Below are 15036 nucleotides of genomic sequence, written 5' to 3' on the forward strand. Positions count from 1 at the left end.
GAAGTGCATCCGCAAACTCGGCGCAAACTCACACGGGAACCATCATGATGCGGTACCTCCGTGACCAATTGCGGTCCGCCCTTGAGCAGGTCCAAGCAGGGCGTCCCGCTCAGCAACTTGAGAGCGTAACCCTCGACTTCAAGCGTGAAGGCCGCAGCCTGGACGACTTCATGCGAGAACTCGCAGGCGATGCCATCTGCTTTACGAACGCGAGCGGAGGAGTCCTTGTCATCGGAGTCGATGACAAGCAGGGCGGACCTGCGGCATTCCTGGGAACGACCCTAGACGCCGAGCAGGTTCGCAGGCGTATCTATGAGCTGACCCGGCCTTCCCTTCTGGTCGAAGTAGAGGAGCAATACTTCTCAGGCGTGCGCCTGCTCATTGCCTTCGTTCCTCAAGGCATTGAGGTGCACTCAGACCCACAGGGACGCTCGCGGCGGAGGCTCGGCAGCGATTGCCTCCCCATGAGCCCGGAAGACATTGCTCGGTTACGAGACGAGCGACGGAGCTTTGACTGGTCTGCACAGCCCAGTGGACGTGCTGTCCAGGAGGCCTCGCCCCTGGCCATTCAAGCTGCGAAAGAAAGCCTTGCCAAGCTCACGGATGAGCGCAGGAACTACGCACGCCTCCACGGCCCCCAGGACCTCCTGCGCGCTCTGGGCCTGGTGACTCCCGAGGGTGAACTCCTCAAGGCAGGCGAGCTGCTCTTCTGCGACGCATCCCCCTCTCCCGCGATCCAGTACCAATACCGGCAAACTCCAGGGGGAGAACCGCGTGCCATCCACCGCGTTGATGCCCCCCTGGTCCTGGCGTTCGACAAGATTCTCGGGCTGATTGAAGCCCGGCTCAACCAGGTCCCCGTGTCTCTTCCCAACGGCCAGCTCCTGGATGTCGCCGACTTTCCAGCCCTGGCCATTCGGGAAGCCATCATCAACGCCCTCGTCCACCGGGACTACCGACTCCATGGCGCTGTTCTCATCGAGCACTCGCCACAGGTCTTCATCGTGACCTCGCCGGGCCCACTCGTTGCGGGCGTCACGCCTCAAAACATCCTCACGCACCCACCCAAACCTCGGAATGCGGTTCTTGCCAAGGCAACCCGCACGCTCGGATTCGCCGAAGAGGCGGGGCGGGGGGTCGATCGGATGTATCGCGAGATGATCCGCTCGGGCCGTGACATCCCCCATATTGAAACCCTGGGTGAACTGGTTCAAATCAAGCTGATTGGAGGTGCCTCGAGGACTCAAATTACCCGGTTCATCGCCCAGCTTCCCGAGCACGAGCGGGATGACACCGACACGCTGCTGATCCTGTTCTGGCTGCGCCGCCGCCGCACGGTGACGGCGCTGGAAGCCGCGCCACTGCTCCAGAAGTCAGCATTGGAGGCTGAAACCATTCTGCGCAGGCTGGCGAGCAACGACCCATCTATCCTGGAAGCAACCCGACAGACAGCGCGCAGCGCTCATCCCGCCTACCGGCTGCGCGGAGAAGTTCTCAGGGAACTTGGCTCCGCGGTGGATTACCAACGCCGAACCGTGGACGAAATGGACCGGAAGGTCATGGCCCATGTCCGTGAGTACGGGCGAGTCAACAACCGTACGCTCCAGAACCTGTTCGACATCGACATTCCGCGCGCACGAGACGTGTTGGCGGACATGGTGGAGCGGCAACTGCTCATCAAGGTTTCTTCTCAACAGCGAGGGCCCTCCGTGGAGTACGGCCCCGGCGCGAAGTTCCCAGGAAAGGCTCGCGCCAGCAAGAAGGCGCCCGCCAGTCCGACCAAGGGAAAGCGCCCGGAGCCCCAGAGGTCCCTGTTTCCGCCATCGAGCGGTCCGGCCTCCCAGAAGAAACCGCGCGGACGCTCCTGACCCGCGAAGCACGGGCGTCACACAGACGCCCGTGCTCCTCACATCACGTCATCAATCCCGCGAAACGAAGTGCGCGGAGATCTTGTTCCACACCGCCGGGGTGATGCCCATGCTCAGGTGGTCATAGGCCATGCCCTCCTGCTTCGCGTCGGCGGTCTTCTTCGTGGACGTCCAGCCCTGGGTCAGCTGGTTCACCGCCGCGATGCTCGCCTCGAAGAGCACGCCGTCGCTGCGCAGCGTGGACGTGGTGGACGTCATGCCGTCCGTCTCGAACGGGGTCGCCCCACCCGCAGTGCCGTACAGCACGTAGAGCGACGGCAGGCGCGAATCCAGGCCGTGCTCCGCCAGGCGCGTGATGAACTTGCCGCCCATCTCCATGGCCGCGTTGATGCCCAGGCCGTCCATGATGCGGTACTTGCCGTACATCAGCGAGTCGTACGCCTCACGGTTCTGGTTCGTGTTGAACGCGTGGTACGCGAAGCACGGCGAGCCCACCGGGTCGAACGCCGTCGTGCGGCACACGCGGTGGTCGCTGGACGCCATGTAGCCCGCGGCGACCCAGGGGTTGTACGGGTTGTAGATGAGCTTCGTGTCCAGCCAGGGGAAGTAGCGGTTCTCGTCCGGATCGATGTTGTCCCACGCGGACGCGCTGCGGTCCGGGATGGGGTACGTGCCACGCAGGTCATACGCCGCCTGCAGCTGGCCCGGGTACGCCGTCACGTACTTGCCGCTGGTGTTCACCGCGCCGAAGAGGCTCATGTTGTAGTCGTCGAAGTTGAACGACGACGACGACAGGCCCTGGTTCGTGTTCAGCGTCTGCAGCGAGCTCGCGTACACCGGCGTGCCCGTGCTGCTCAGGCCCGTGATGTTCGACAGGTAGATGCGGCGGAAGTAGTCCGTCCACACGCCGCCGGAATCCTTGCACACGCTCTCCGCGTAGGGGTTGTTGAACCAGGGCACGCTGTAACCAAACGTCACGCACTGCATCGCGGAGAAGTACGTCCACGGCATCGGGCCACGGCCCACCGGCGCGTTGGAGGCCGTGCTCGCGATGGTCAGCGTGTGGATGGGGTGGCGGAAGTTCAGGTCGATGCCCTTGTGAGGACCGGACAGCGGCACGTACACGCGCACCGAGTCGTCATACGCCGGCACCTGCGAGGCCTGCTCCTTCGCCAGACGCTCGAAGAAGCGCGTCGTGCTGAAGCCGCCCCACGTCGCCGCGTTCGCGAGCCAGGGGTCCACCGCCAGCACGCCCTTGCTCCACGCCACCACGTCCACCCGCGCCACGCCCGGGTGCAGCGCCTTGATGCGCTGCACGGCGTTGGCCACGTGGATGGCGTGGTTGAAGTTGTCGCCGTGGAACGAGCCGAACGTCAGCGCGTACACACAGCGGTTCTTCGACTCCAGGTCCTGCACCATGCCCGTCAGCTGCGCCGCGCCGCCGTAGGTGGCGCCCGAGCCGTTGTTGCCGTTGGGGAACAGCCAGACGTTCGCGTCCTGGATGGCGCCGTGCACCAGCAGCGTCGGCGTCTTGGTGACCTGACAGTCGCCCACCGCGGTCCTCCGCCCCTTGTGCAGCAGGACGAAGCGCGCCTCCGGCTTGGTGGGGCCCGGCGTGGGGCAGGTGGCCCCGGCCGTCGTGGCACAGCTGTTCCCGTAGTAGACGTTGAACGCGTTCACCAGCTGCTGGTTCAGCGAACCAAAGTACGTCCGCAGCGGGTAGTCGCTGGACTGGAACGTGTCCTGGTCCCGCAGCTTCAGCGTGCGCGGGTTGTAGTACTCGGAACGGAAGCGCTGGCGGCCTTCCAGAAGCTCAATCTGGCCCCAGGACCAAGTGGGGGGCGTGTACGTGCCCACCACGCGGTAGTTGCCGGTGAAGTTGGTGGGGATGGCGTCGAAGTACGGCGCCAGGTCCGCGTCCAGCGGGGACTCGGCCGTGGCGGCGGACTCCGGAGCTTCCGGAGCAGCGGGGGCTTCCGAGGGGGGTTCCGCCCCGCAGCCAGCCATCAGCAATGCGGCGGTGAGTGACAACGTCCAGGTGCTTCGCATGCGTACCTCCGTGGGGGGTGACGATTGCGGCGACAGCAGGCTGCGACGACAGACACATGGACGTGCGCGGACACACGACGGGCCCCAGGGTCTCCCCGGAAGGCCCTCGCGTGCCCTCAGCGCACGTCAGGAATGACTAGCGGGCGTGCTCCAGCAGGAACGGCACGAGCAGGTCGTGGAACTCCTTCGTCTTCTCCAGGTGCGGGCTGTGGCCCGTGTCGTGGAGGACGACCTCGCGGTAGCGGCCGCCGTTGGCCGCGTAGCGCTCCATCACCTTGCGCATCTGCGACACCATGGGCTGCGGCGGATACTTGTCATCCCCGGGCCAGCCCGGCACCGCGCCCAGCTTGCCCAGGAAGCCGAAGTCGAACAGCGACGTGTCGGAGACGATGGCGTCGTCCGCGCCGCGGATCCACAGCAGGTCCGGCCCGTTCTTCAGCTCCGCGAAGGAGGAGGTGTTGTAGTATGCGGGCGCCATGGCGTTGTTCATGCCCGTGGTGCCCGGCGCCACGCCCGGCCAGTTCGGAGACTGGGTGAAGTTGCCCGGGTACAGCTGGTCCGACACGTGCGTGTCCAGCACGGAGTCCAGCAGCTTCTCCTCGTCCGGGTGGCGGAACGGCGGCTTCACGTAGCAGCCGTTCATCACGTTGCGCGGCGACGTCTGCGACTCCGTGGAGCGGTCCTTGTTCTTCAGCCGCTGCACGAAGTCCGGGTTGGCCGTGCCGCCGCCGGAGCCCGCGAAGTCCGCCCAGCACGGCGTGCCGTCCGCGTCCTTCGTGCCACCGAAGCCGTACGGCGACAGCGGCGCCTCCACCACCAGGCCGGCCACGCGCTCCGGATGGTCGATGGACAGCTGCATCACCATGCCCGCGCCCGCCGAGTGCGCCACGAACACCGCGCGCTTCAGCGACAGCGTGTCCATCAGCGCCACCAGGTCATCCGCGAAGTCGCGCATGCCGCGCGTCGCGTCGATGGTCTTCTCCTCCGTGTGCCCATAGCCGCGCATGTCCGGCGCGATGCCCCGGAAGCCCTGGGGCAGCGTCTTCATCAGCGACTCGAAGAACGCGGACGAGGAACAGTTGCCGTGCACGAAGATGACGGGAAAGCCCTCGTCACCCACCAGCCGGGCGCGCACCCGGAGCCGCTGCGTGGGGATGTCCTGGATCTCGACCTTCCTGGATGTATCAGCCATGTGCGCGCTCCTATGTGTGCTGCCCTTGAAGAGAAGAAAGCCTGTCCGTCACGAAGCGGCCCGCGCGTCCGCGGCGATGGCCGCCTCGCGCAATTCGCGCTTCAGAATCTTCCCGGCCGGAGACACCGGCAGGGACTTCACCAGCTCCACCCGCCTGGGGACCTTGAAGCGCGCCACCCGGCCCTTGAGGTGCTCCAGGAGCGCGTCCGCCGAGGCCTCGGCCCCTGGCTTGAGCACCACGTAGGCCCGGCCGCACTCGCCCCACTTCGCGTCCGGCACGCCCACCACCGCGCACTGCTGCACGGCGGGGTGCTCATAGAGGACGGACTCCAGCTCCAGCGGGTACACGTTCTCTCCGCCGGAGATGAACATGTCCTTCTTGCGGCCCGCGATGGTGAAGAAGCCATCGGCGTCCACGCGCGCCAGGTCCCCGGTGTGGAACCAGCCGTCCGCGCTGATGGCCTCCTTCGTGGCGGCGTCGTCCTCGAAGTAGCCGGAGCACATGGAGGGCCCCTTCAGCACCAGCTCCCCCACCCCGCCCACGGGCACCGCGTTGCCGGCGTCATCCACCAGCTTCGCGTCGATGAAGTAGTTGGGCCGGCCAATGGAGCCCGCCTTGGACACCGCGAACTCCGGCCCCATGCTGAAGATGCCCGGGCCGAACTCCGTCATGCCGAAGCCCTGCTTGAAGGGCACCGGGTGCACCGCCTGCCATGCCTGCAACAGCGGCACCGGCAGCGGCGCGCCACCACTGGTCACGAAGCGCACGGAGGAGAAGTCCGTCCCCTTCCAGCGCGGTGAATCCATCAGCTGCTGGTACTGCGTGGGCACCGCGAAGAAGAGCGTGACCTTCTCCTTGGCGACCAGGCCCAGCATCTCGTCCGGGTCCCAGCGGCGCATCAGCACCACGGTGCCGCCCACGGTGAGCAGCGGCAGCGTGTAGACCAGCAGCCCGCCCGTGTGGAACAGCGGCGTGTGCGTCACCGTCACGTCGCCCTGACGGATTTCATGCACCAGCGTGTTGAGCGTGTTCCACGCCACCATGCGGTACGAAACCTTCGCGCCCTTGGAGCGGCCCGTCGTGCCGCCAGTGAAGAGCAGGCAGAGGATGTCCTCCTCGCTCACCGCGTCGTTCGTCACGGGAGCGGCGGGCGCGTACGCCATGGCCTTCTCGTACGGGTCCGCGCCGGGCAGCCCCTGTGCTTCCAGGGACACCAGGCGCAGTCCGTCTCCCACGTGCTCGCGCACCTGGGCCACCGCGTCCTTGAAGTCGTCACCGAACAGCAGCACGCGCGGGCGGATGGAGCGCACGCCGTCCGTCAGCTCCGCCGCGTGCAGCCGCCAGTTGTAGGGCACGAAGATGGCGCCCAGCTTCGCGCACGCGAACAGCGTGTCCAGGTACTCCACGCCGTTGTGCGCGACGATGCCCACCCGGTCCCCGCGCTGCACGCCCGCCACGTCCCGGAGCCAGCCCGCGAGCGCGTTGGCGCGCGCGTTCATCTGCCGGTAGGTGAACCGGCCCGCGTCCCTGCGGGCCACGTCCACCACGGCCACGGCTTCCGGCCAGTAGAGGGCGCCCCGCCCCATCCAGTCTCCGATGAACATGCGAGGAACTCCTGTCTGAAGAGACGGGATGGGGGGGACTATGCCGTCCAGCGGTAGAGGGCGGACGCCATGGCGAGCCCGCCGCCACTGGCGCAGAAGGCGACCAGGTCGCCCTTCTTCACCTTGCCCTGCACCACCGCGTCATCGAGCGTCATGGGGATGCAGGCGGAGCCCGTGTACCCCCACTTGTCCATCGTGTAGTGCGCCTTCTCCATGGGCTGGTTCAGCGCCTTCATGGTGGCTTCGATGGTGCGCAGATTGAGCTGCGTGAAGACGAAGAGCTTCACGTCGTCCAGCGTCTGGTCCGCGCGCTTGAGCAGCGTGTCCAGCAGCATGGGCCAGCGCTCGGTGTTGAACGTGGAGGGGAACTTGCGCACGAACTGCACCGCGGGCTTGCCGTCCGTCAGCGCCAGCGTCTCCGCCGTGGCGGGACGGTTCGTGCCGCCGGTGTAGATGCCCAGCGCGTCGTGGTACTCGCCGTTGGCCAGCAGCTTCGCGCCCAGGAAGCCCGGCTTGTCGGACGCGCCCAGCACCACCGCGCCCGCGCCGTCCGCGAACAGCGTGCAGGTCTTCTTGTCCTTCCAGTTCACGTACCGGGTCATCCCGTAGGCGCCCACCACCAGGATGCGCTGGTAGCTGTCGTCCGCCGAAATCGTCTTCGACGCCACGTCCAGCGCCGTCACCCAGCCCGCGCACGCGGCGTTGATGTCGTAGGTGCCCGCGTTCACCGCGCCCAGCTTGGCCTGCACCACGGACGACGTGCCGGGGGACAGGTAGTCCGGCGTGTCACTGGCCACGAGCACCAGGTCCAGCTCCTTGGGGTCCACCTTCGCGCGAGCCAGGGCCTCCTTCGCGGCGGCCACGGCCAGGTCGCTGGTGGCCTGGTTGTCCGCCATCACGTGGCGCTGCTTGATGCCCACGTTCTGCTGGAGCCACTCGTCCACCTTCTCACCGAGGATCTTCTCCACGTCGGCGTTGGTGAGGAGCTTCTCGGGGACGTAGCGGCCGGTGGACAGGATGTTCGCGTAACGCATGACGGTGTTTCAGCTCCGGGGACCGCGTGACGGACGGCGGGGGGACGGCTTCGACTTCGCCTTCGGGGGGGTGGGCTTCGACGACGGCACTGCTTCCTTCTGGGGGGGTACAGCTTGCAGGTGGGCGCGCGCGGAGCCCGCGTCCGGGGGCAGCCCGTGGGACAGGAGCGTCATCGCCGTGTCGAGCACGCGCTCCAGCCCCATGTCCTCCTCCCAGAGCACCCAGCGCATGCCCAGGAAGTCGCCAATGCCCATCAGGCAGTAGGCCAGCGCCTCCGGATCCATGCGGCGCACCTCGCCGGCGTCCATGGCCTGCTGGAGGCCGCGCACGTAGCCCTTGGCGAAGCGGTCGTAGTAGCGGCGGTAGCAGTCCGCGTCCACGAACTCCGCCTGCCGCACGACGCGGTAGAGGTTGGGGTGCTGGCGCACGAACTGGAAGAAGGCGCGCAGGCCCTCGCGCTCCACCTCCAGGCGCGTGGTGCACGCGGCCGTGCCTTCCGCGATGAGGCGGCGCAGGCGCGCGCCCAGCTCGTCCACCACCTCCACGAAGATGGACTGCTTGTCCGGGAAGTACACGTAGAAGGTGCCCAGCGCGACGCTGGCCTTGCGCGTGAGGTCCGCGATGGACGCGCGCTCGTAGCCCTTGTCGCCGAACACCGCCTCCGCGGCCTTCAACAGCTTCTGCCGCGTCCGCTGACCGCGCGGCGTGACGGGGACGCGTTCTGAAGTTGAAGGGCGATTCATCTTTCAGAACGGGTAGCACCCGGCCGACCGCCCTGTCAAAAGCGGATGGATGGCTCCTTGCGTCAAAGACAGACACGGACGCGAGGCGTCAAACACCTGGGAAGTGTCCACCGCGCCCCCTCTTCCCCCTGCGCGGACTGTCGCAAGGGCCGTCCGACACCACCTTCCGCCTGGCTGCCTGGAGACGCGGGAGGTCGGATGGAAGACGATCCACCAGCCTCAACCCTTTTGCATGCAAACGGACTTGCACTTGGCGACAGATGCATATAACTTCACCGCCGACTGCCAAGGCTGCTTATAAAAATAAGGTTTTGAGCCCCATGGACGCCCTGGATTATCGCATCGTGGACATGCTTCAGCGCGATGGCCGGGCCACGCAGCTGGAGCTGTCACGTGGGGTGAAGTTGTCCCAGCCGGCGGTGGCGGAGCGCATCCGCAAGCTGGAGGAGAAGGGCGTCATCACCGGCTACACGGCGCGCGTGGACGCGACGCAGCTGGGCAAGGACATCACCGCCTTCATCGGCGTGAGCATCGAGCACCCCAAGCACTTCGAAGGCTTCGCGCGGAAGGTCGCCGAGTTGGAGGACGTGCTGGAGGCCCACCGGGTCGCGGGGCAGGACTCGTACGTCTTGAAGGTGAAGACCGCGAATACGCGGACGCTGGACTCGCTGCTCGTGGAGACGCTGCGCACCATTCCAGGGGTGACCCGCACGAGCACCACCATCGTCCTGTCGACCTTGAAGGAAGACACGCACGTGCGTGTCCCCGATGAGCTGTTGAACGGAGAATGAACATGAGCGCGGACGCTATGAGTGCCCCCCTGCCCCCTCCTCCGGCCTACCGGCTGTCCCAGCGCATGTCCCGGATGAAGACGTCCGCGGTGCGTGAGATCCTCAAGATCGCCGAGCGCCCGGACATCCTCTCCTTCGCCGGCGGCCTGCCCGCCCCGGAGCTCTTCCCGAAGGACGCCATCGCCAAGGCGTTCGCGGAGACCTTCGCCAGCGACGCGGACGGGCGCTCCGCGCTCCAGTACAGCACCACGGAGGGCTTCGCGCCCTTGCGCGAGTGGATCGCCGGGCACCTGGCCCGCAAGGGCCAGCACGTCCACGCGGACCAGGTGCTCATCACCAGCGGCTCGCAGCAGGGCCTGGACCTGGCGGGGAAGATTCTCCTCGACCCGGGTGACCTGGTGGTGGTGGAGGACCCCAGCTACCTGGCGGCGCTGCAGACCTTCGGCGGCTACGAGGTGGAGTTCGCCACCGTGCGCAGCGACGACGCGGGCATGGACACGGACGACCTGGCGGCCCTGCTGAAGAAGCGCCAGCCGAAGCTGCTCTACGTCATCCCCAACTTCCAGAACCCCAAGGGCACCACCCTGTCCCTGGAGCGCCGCAAGGCGCTGGTGCGGCTGGCCCAGGAGCACCGCTTCGTCATCCTGGAGGACGACCCGTACGGCGAGCTGCGCTTCAAGGGCGTGCACCTGCCGTCGCTGGCGTCGCTGGACGACCAGGGCGTGGTGCTGTCGCTGTCCACCTTCTCCAAGACGCTGGCCCCGGGCCTGCGCCTGGGCTGGGTGACGGGCCCCAAGGCGCTGCTCAAGCCGATGACCATCGCGAAGCAGGCCACGGACCTGCACACCGCCACGCTCGCCCAGCGCGCCACGGCGCGGCTCCTGGAGACGTTCGACTACGCGGGCCACATCCAGGCGCTGATGCCCATCTACGCCCAGCGCGCCAACTCGATGCTGGACGCGCTCAAGGCCCACATGCCCCAGGGTACCCAGTGGACCCGGCCGGACGGCGGCATGTTCCTCTGGGTGGAGCTGCCCGGGGGGCTGGACGCGGCGAAGCTGCTGCCCCTGGCCGTGGAGCAGAAGGTCGCCTTCGTCCCCGGCGCGCCCTTCTTCGCCAACGACCAGAAGCCCCAGTTCATGCGGCTGAACTACTCCAACCGCCCCCCCGAGCTCATCAACGAGGGCATGAAGCGGCTGGGCTCCGTCATCGCGGACGCGCTGTAGTTCCAGCTCCCGGCCCCCAACGCACCGCGTCGGGGGTCCGGGGCTCATGAGAAGTTGAAGCTTGATTCAGGTTTCAGCCTCCGCGGCGCTGGCCAGCGCCCTCGCGGTGTGCGTACCCTTGCGCGCGTTTTTTCTTTGGACGCCCAGGAGAGGCACATGCAGCTGAAGGACCTGAAGATCATCGTCACCGGCGGCGCGCAGGGCATGGGCGCGCACTTCGCGCAGCGCATCCACGAGGCGGGCGGCCAGGTGGCCGTTGGCGACGTGAACGAGGAGAAGCTCGCGGCGCTGCCGGCGGGCATCCACCGCCGCAAGCTGGACGTGTCCAGCGAGCAGGACGTCACGGACTTCGTGCAGTGGGCCCACGGCGCCATGGGCGGCCTCAACGGCCTCATCAACAACGCGGGCATCCTGCGCGACGCGCTGCTCGTGAAGAAGGACCGCACCACCGGGCAGATCAAGAAGCTGTCCACGGCGGACTGGAACGCCGTGATTGGCGTGAACCTCACCGGCGCCACGCTGATGGTGCGCGAGGTCGTCTCCAAGATGGTGGAGACGGACCAGCGCCCCGGCGTCATCGTGAACATGTCGTCCATCGCGCGGCACGGCAACCGCGGCCAGTCCAACTACGTGTCCGCCAAGGCCGCGCTCGCCGCCAACACCGTCACCTGGTCGCGCGAGTTCGCGCCGTTCGGCATCCGCGTGGGCGCCATCGCCCCGGGCATGATTGAGACGCCCATGACGCAGGGCATGAACCAGAAGGCCCGCGACGCGCTGGTGGCCGCCATCCCGGTGGGCCGCATCGGCGAGCCGGAGGACATCTGGCAGGCCGTGAAGTTCATCGTGGAGTGCGACTACTTCAACGGCCGCACCATCGACGTGGACGGCGGCCACAACTTCTAGGCCGCGTCCTGCTGCAACCGCGCTCCGGACTCAGGCGCTCTTGCGCTTCCGGGGCGCGGCCCGCGTGGCCTTCACGTCCACCCAGCGCTCCGCCCACTTGCCCAGTTCGTCAATGACCTTCCAGAACGCCTGACCCTTCTCCGTCAGACGGTACTCGGAACGGATGGGCGGGCCCGGGTCCACGTGGCGCTCCAGGATGCCCTCCGCCTCCAGGTCCTTGAGCCGCTCCGACAGGACGCGCTCGCTGATGGTGCCGATGCGCTCCGTCAGCTCCCCGAAGCGGCACGGCCCGTCCATCAGGATGCGCAGGATGACGCCCGTCCAGCGCCGGCCCAGCAGGTCGGCCGCCTCCAGGAACCGCGAACACAGCGGGCTCAGGTCGTCATGCATCGTGCCGCCTCCCCCCTGACTATAACGCCCGCCCCTTCCGCGCGGCACTTACTTACTTTTTGGAAGTTACTTGCGAAATAAAAGTGACGCGAGTAGCCATGGGGTGTTCGCAACGTAAAGGACGACCCACATGGCGGCGACGCACACGGCCCTGGACACGGACGCGCTGGAGCAGCTCTTCACGGAGGCCCGCACCCACTCGGGCTGGCAGGACCGGCCGGTGACGGACGAGACACTGCGCCGCATCTACGAGCTGGCGCGCATGGCGCCCACCGCGGTCAACAGCCAGCCGGTGCGCCTGGTGTTCGTCCGCGGCCGCGAGGCCAAGGAGAAGCTCAAGCCCGCGCTGTCCCCGGGCAACGTGGACAAGACGATGCAGGCGCCGGTGACGGTCATCGTGGCGTACGACACGAACTTCCACGAGCAGATGCCCAAGCTGTTCCCGTCGCGAGACATGAAGAGCGTCTTCGCCGCGCAGACGCCGGAGGCCCGTGAGCAGGCGGCGTTCCTCAACGGCACGCTGCAGGCGGGCTACGTCATCCTGGCGGCGCGCGCGCTGGGGCTCGACTGCGGCCCCATGGGCGGCTTCGACAAGGCGAAGGTGGACGCGGCCTTCCTCCAGGGCACCGGCTGGAAGTCCAACATCCTCCTCAACCTGGGCCACGGAGACGCGGCGAAGCTCTTCCCGCGCAACCCGCGTCTGGCTTTCGAGGACGCCTGCCGGCTGGACTGACTTGCGTCCAATCCCAGACACCGCACTCGTCCCCGCGTTCACTGGCCTCAGGCCGTCACAATCCTGAGTTTCTAGGTTAATCAGGAAGAAGCAGACGCACCGTCGGTTCCAAGGGGTGCGGGGCCGGTGACGGGAGGCAGGCGCGGAAGGGTGCGGGCCTAGTACAGCTGTTCGAGCGGCATCATGGTGCCCGCCTCGAACTCCGGCGCGCGGCGCAGCTGGTCCAGCACGCGCGGGGCGCACCTCAGGTGCAGCATGGGCAGGGAACCGCCCGGCTCGCTCATGGCGCGCACGGCGCCCACCAACTGGTGTGCCTCCAACCAACGCATGAAGCTCTCCCGGAAGCGGGCATTCTCCGCCTGGCCTTCCTTGTAGAGCTCCGCGCGCGAACGCAGGGGTGCCCTCGAGGACGCGGACGCGCCGCGGGGCGCGGGCGTCTCCCGGGGCATGACCGTGACGTCGATGTCGCCCGTGGGCTGCGCGTCACGCTCCTGGCCACCCGCACCCGGCAACGCACGCACCGTGCCCCCGCTGCCTGGCAGCGGACGCACGGCGGCGACGGAGGCCATCCGGGCCGAAATCTCTTGGGGTCCGCCCGGCACGCCATTCTTCCTGCGCATGGCCACATCCTCCCCAGGTCCGGTGCTCACGTGGCACCGGCCCCGGCAACGACCGCGTCACCTGAAAACAGCCAGGCCCTTCCCCGTCCGGTGGTTCGCCGAGCGAGGAAGCTTGATGGCATTGGCCAGAATCAAATCTCTCACTTCCAATGCCGTCAAGTCAGGGGCACGGCAACGATACAGCGCGGCGATCCCCGCCACATACGGGGCCGCCATGCTGGTGCCGCTCATTCGTTCATAGAACGCCTGATTGTTGCAGCGGCGTTCAGTAGACGAATACACATTCACCCCGTAGCCCATGACGTCCGGCACGACCCGACGTCCCACGGCGCCGCTCGCGGAGAAGGTGGCCACGTTGCGCTCGAAGTCGACTGCCCCCACAGCCAGCGCCTCAGGAAAGGCCGCTGGGTAACCAACCGTGTCGGGGCCACTGTTACCCGCCGCGACAATGGGCAGGATGTTGCTGTCCAGAAGCCGACGCAGCATGGCCTGCAGGGCGCGCTGGTTGAGCAGGTAGTCCGCTTCCGAGATGCCCGGGGGCGGCTGCAGCGGGAAACCCAGCGACAGGTTGACGACGGCGGGACGCGACGCGTTCTCCGGGCGGCTGAACTGGTGCAGCAGCCACTCCATGCCCGCGGCCACGCGGCCCAGGCTGGTGCGGATGGTCTCCGACTCGATGACGGACGCGGCGTAGAGGTCCACCTCCGGCGCGACGCCGTGGTGCACGCCCGCGGCGATGCCGCACACGTGGGTGCCGTGGCCGTCCGGGTCGAAGCCGCGCACGTCTCGCGCGGGGTTGTGCGGCGAGTTGGGGAAGAGCGAGACGTAGCGGAACTGGATGGTCTTGCTCGCGTGCTCCGGGTGGTCCGCGTCCACGCCCGTGTCCAGGATGCCCAGCATCACGCCGGCGCCCCGGATGCCCTGGGCGTGCGCCAGGGGGACACCGGACTCGTCAGGCCACTCGCGCGTGGCGAGCGAGGACATGCCGCGGTTGCGCGGCCCCGTCTGGCCGGCGGACACCGGGCCGGGGAAGGACAGGGGCACCACGTCCGGGATGAACTCGAACTCCTCCGCCAGCTCTCCCCGGGCCGCCTTCTCCGCGTCCGGGGAGTAGAAGTGCGCCATGGTGGCGCCGATGAGGGGCATGAACCGGTAGCTGCCGGCCTCCGCGCCGGTCTGCTCCGTCACGGGCCCACCCGGCAGGGGCGTGGCCTCCGCCTGCTTCGCGGCCTTCTTGCCCCGGGCGCTCTTGCGGCCGCGCGGGGCCTGGCCGCTGACCTCCGGCTTCATGCCGGGCAGCGTGGCGGACCGCAGGCCGAGCGCGGTGAGGGCATCCGGCGCCTTCTGGGCCGCGCTGAAGCGCAGCGCGGTGCTGCGGCTGAGGACGCGCTCGCCCTGCGCCGTGCCACGCACTCCGGGCCGGGCCTGCGTCTCGATGGACTCCTTGGGTACCAACAGGAAAGACTTCATGGCTGTGCTCCTTGGACCGCTCTATCCGCGCCGGGCCCCGAAGGAAGAGCACCCGCGCCAAGACCGCGCCCACCTGGGGACCCTGACAAGCCCCTTCGGATCCGGTGGCCGGGCTCGCGGGCGCGCGCCCGTGAGCCGTTGCATCCCCTGCCCTCCCTTCTCCCCATTCGCTGGGGCCATTCGCTGGGGTCCAACCGGGGGATTTGACCGCGGCCCCCTGACAAAAAATCACGGGATTTCCGTAATAGACACCCATTGTCTGGTGTCTCGGTCCTCGCTCGGCTTCCCCGAACCTCCGGAAAGACAACGGATTCCCTCCCGGGGACGAGAGCAGTGGCCAGGGGCGCACACGGGCTCTGTCCGCCAGCGGATGTGGGGAAGGGGCAGGCAGGAGGGGCGGGGGCGCAGGAA

13 protein-coding genes are annotated in these 15036 nt (G+C 67.7%); 5 read left to right on the forward strand and 8 right to left on the reverse strand.

All coding sequences use genetic code 11. The features are described 5' to 3' along the window. Positions 1 to 44 precede the first annotated feature (44 nt). Positions 45 to 1868: an RNA/DNA-binding domain-containing protein gene (locus D7X96_RS30385; protein WP_121771352.1), complete on the forward strand. Its 1824-nt coding sequence runs from the start codon at positions 45 to 47 to the stop codon at positions 1866 to 1868. Positions 1869 to 1919: 51 nt separating this feature from the next. Here the strand turns inward: D7X96_RS30385 and D7X96_RS30390 are convergent, their stop codons facing one another. From D7X96_RS30390 to D7X96_RS30410, 5 genes are all read right to left on the reverse strand, one after another. Further along, positions 1920 to 3917 (reverse strand): esterase/lipase family protein, encoded by a 1998-nt coding sequence (locus D7X96_RS30390; protein ID WP_120550906.1) that lies wholly within the window; start codon positions 3915 to 3917, stop codon positions 1920 to 1922. Positions 3918 to 4053: 136 nt separating this feature from the next. Then, on the reverse strand, positions 4054 to 5109 hold the full coding sequence (locus tag D7X96_RS30395; protein ID WP_120550907.1) for an alpha/beta fold hydrolase: 1056 nt from the start codon (positions 5107 to 5109) through the stop codon (positions 4054 to 4056). Positions 5110 to 5157: 48 nt separating this feature from the next. Continuing rightward, positions 5158 to 6714 carry an acyl-CoA synthetase gene (locus D7X96_RS30400; RefSeq protein ID WP_121771353.1) on the reverse strand — a complete coding sequence of 519 codons (1557 nt, stop codon included), beginning with the start codon at positions 6712 to 6714 and terminating at the stop codon, positions 5158 to 5160. 38 nt (positions 6715 to 6752) lie between these two features. Continuing rightward, positions 6753 to 7748 (reverse strand): 3-oxoacyl-ACP synthase III family protein, encoded by a 996-nt coding sequence (locus D7X96_RS30405; protein WP_120550909.1) that lies wholly within the window; start codon positions 7746 to 7748, stop codon positions 6753 to 6755. A 9-nt stretch (positions 7749 to 7757) separates the two neighbouring features. Beyond that, the gene (locus tag D7X96_RS30410; RefSeq protein WP_120550910.1) at positions 7758 to 8492 is read right to left on the reverse strand and encodes a TetR/AcrR family transcriptional regulator; all 735 of its coding nucleotides are present in this window, start codon (positions 8490 to 8492) and stop codon (positions 7758 to 7760) included. A gap of 320 nt (positions 8493 to 8812) precedes the next feature. On the opposite strand from D7X96_RS30410, the gene D7X96_RS30415 reads away from it, so the two are divergent. The 3 genes from D7X96_RS30415 (at position 8813) to D7X96_RS30425 (ending at position 11412) form a co-directional block, all read left to right on the forward strand. Beyond that, complete coding sequence (locus tag D7X96_RS30415) at positions 8813 to 9283, forward strand: Lrp/AsnC family transcriptional regulator (protein WP_120529763.1); 471 nt, start codon at positions 8813 to 8815, stop codon at positions 9281 to 9283. A gap of 2 nt (positions 9284 to 9285) precedes the next feature. Then, positions 9286 to 10509 carry an aminotransferase-like domain-containing protein gene (locus D7X96_RS30420; protein ID WP_121771354.1) on the forward strand — a complete coding sequence of 408 codons (1224 nt, stop codon included), beginning with the start codon at positions 9286 to 9288 and terminating at the stop codon, positions 10507 to 10509. A gap of 156 nt (positions 10510 to 10665) precedes the next feature. Then, positions 10666 to 11412, forward strand: a complete 747-nt coding sequence (locus D7X96_RS30425; protein WP_120550911.1) for an SDR family oxidoreductase — start codon at positions 10666 to 10668, stop codon at positions 11410 to 11412. Between the two features lie 30 nt (positions 11413 to 11442). Here D7X96_RS30425 and D7X96_RS30430 read toward each other — a convergent pair whose 3' ends face one another. Then, the gene (locus D7X96_RS30430; protein WP_120550912.1) at positions 11443 to 11802 is read right to left on the reverse strand and encodes a winged helix-turn-helix transcriptional regulator; all 360 of its coding nucleotides are present in this window, start codon (positions 11800 to 11802) and stop codon (positions 11443 to 11445) included. 130 nt (positions 11803 to 11932) lie between these two features. Between D7X96_RS30430 and D7X96_RS30435 the strand changes: the two genes are divergently transcribed. Beyond that, positions 11933 to 12535 (forward strand): malonic semialdehyde reductase, encoded by a 603-nt coding sequence (locus D7X96_RS30435; protein ID WP_121722813.1) that lies wholly within the window; start codon positions 11933 to 11935, stop codon positions 12533 to 12535. 158 nt (positions 12536 to 12693) lie between these two features. Here the strand turns inward: D7X96_RS30435 and popD are convergent, their stop codons facing one another. Continuing rightward, complete coding sequence (popD, locus tag D7X96_RS30440; protein ID WP_120550914.1) at positions 12694 to 13155, reverse strand: PopC secretion inhibitor PopD; 462 nt, start codon at positions 13153 to 13155, stop codon at positions 12694 to 12696. Positions 13156 to 13212: 57 nt separating this feature from the next. Beyond that, the gene (gene popC, locus D7X96_RS30445; protein WP_120550915.1) at positions 13213 to 14625 is read right to left on the reverse strand and encodes a subtilisin-like protease PopC; all 1413 of its coding nucleotides are present in this window, start codon (positions 14623 to 14625) and stop codon (positions 13213 to 13215) included. Positions 14626 to 15036 lie beyond the last annotated feature (411 nt).

The sequence above is a fragment of the Corallococcus interemptor genome, from assembly GCF_003668875.1.
In the GTDB taxonomy this organism is placed as follows: Bacteria; Myxococcota; Myxococcia; order Myxococcales; family Myxococcaceae; genus Corallococcus; species Corallococcus interemptor.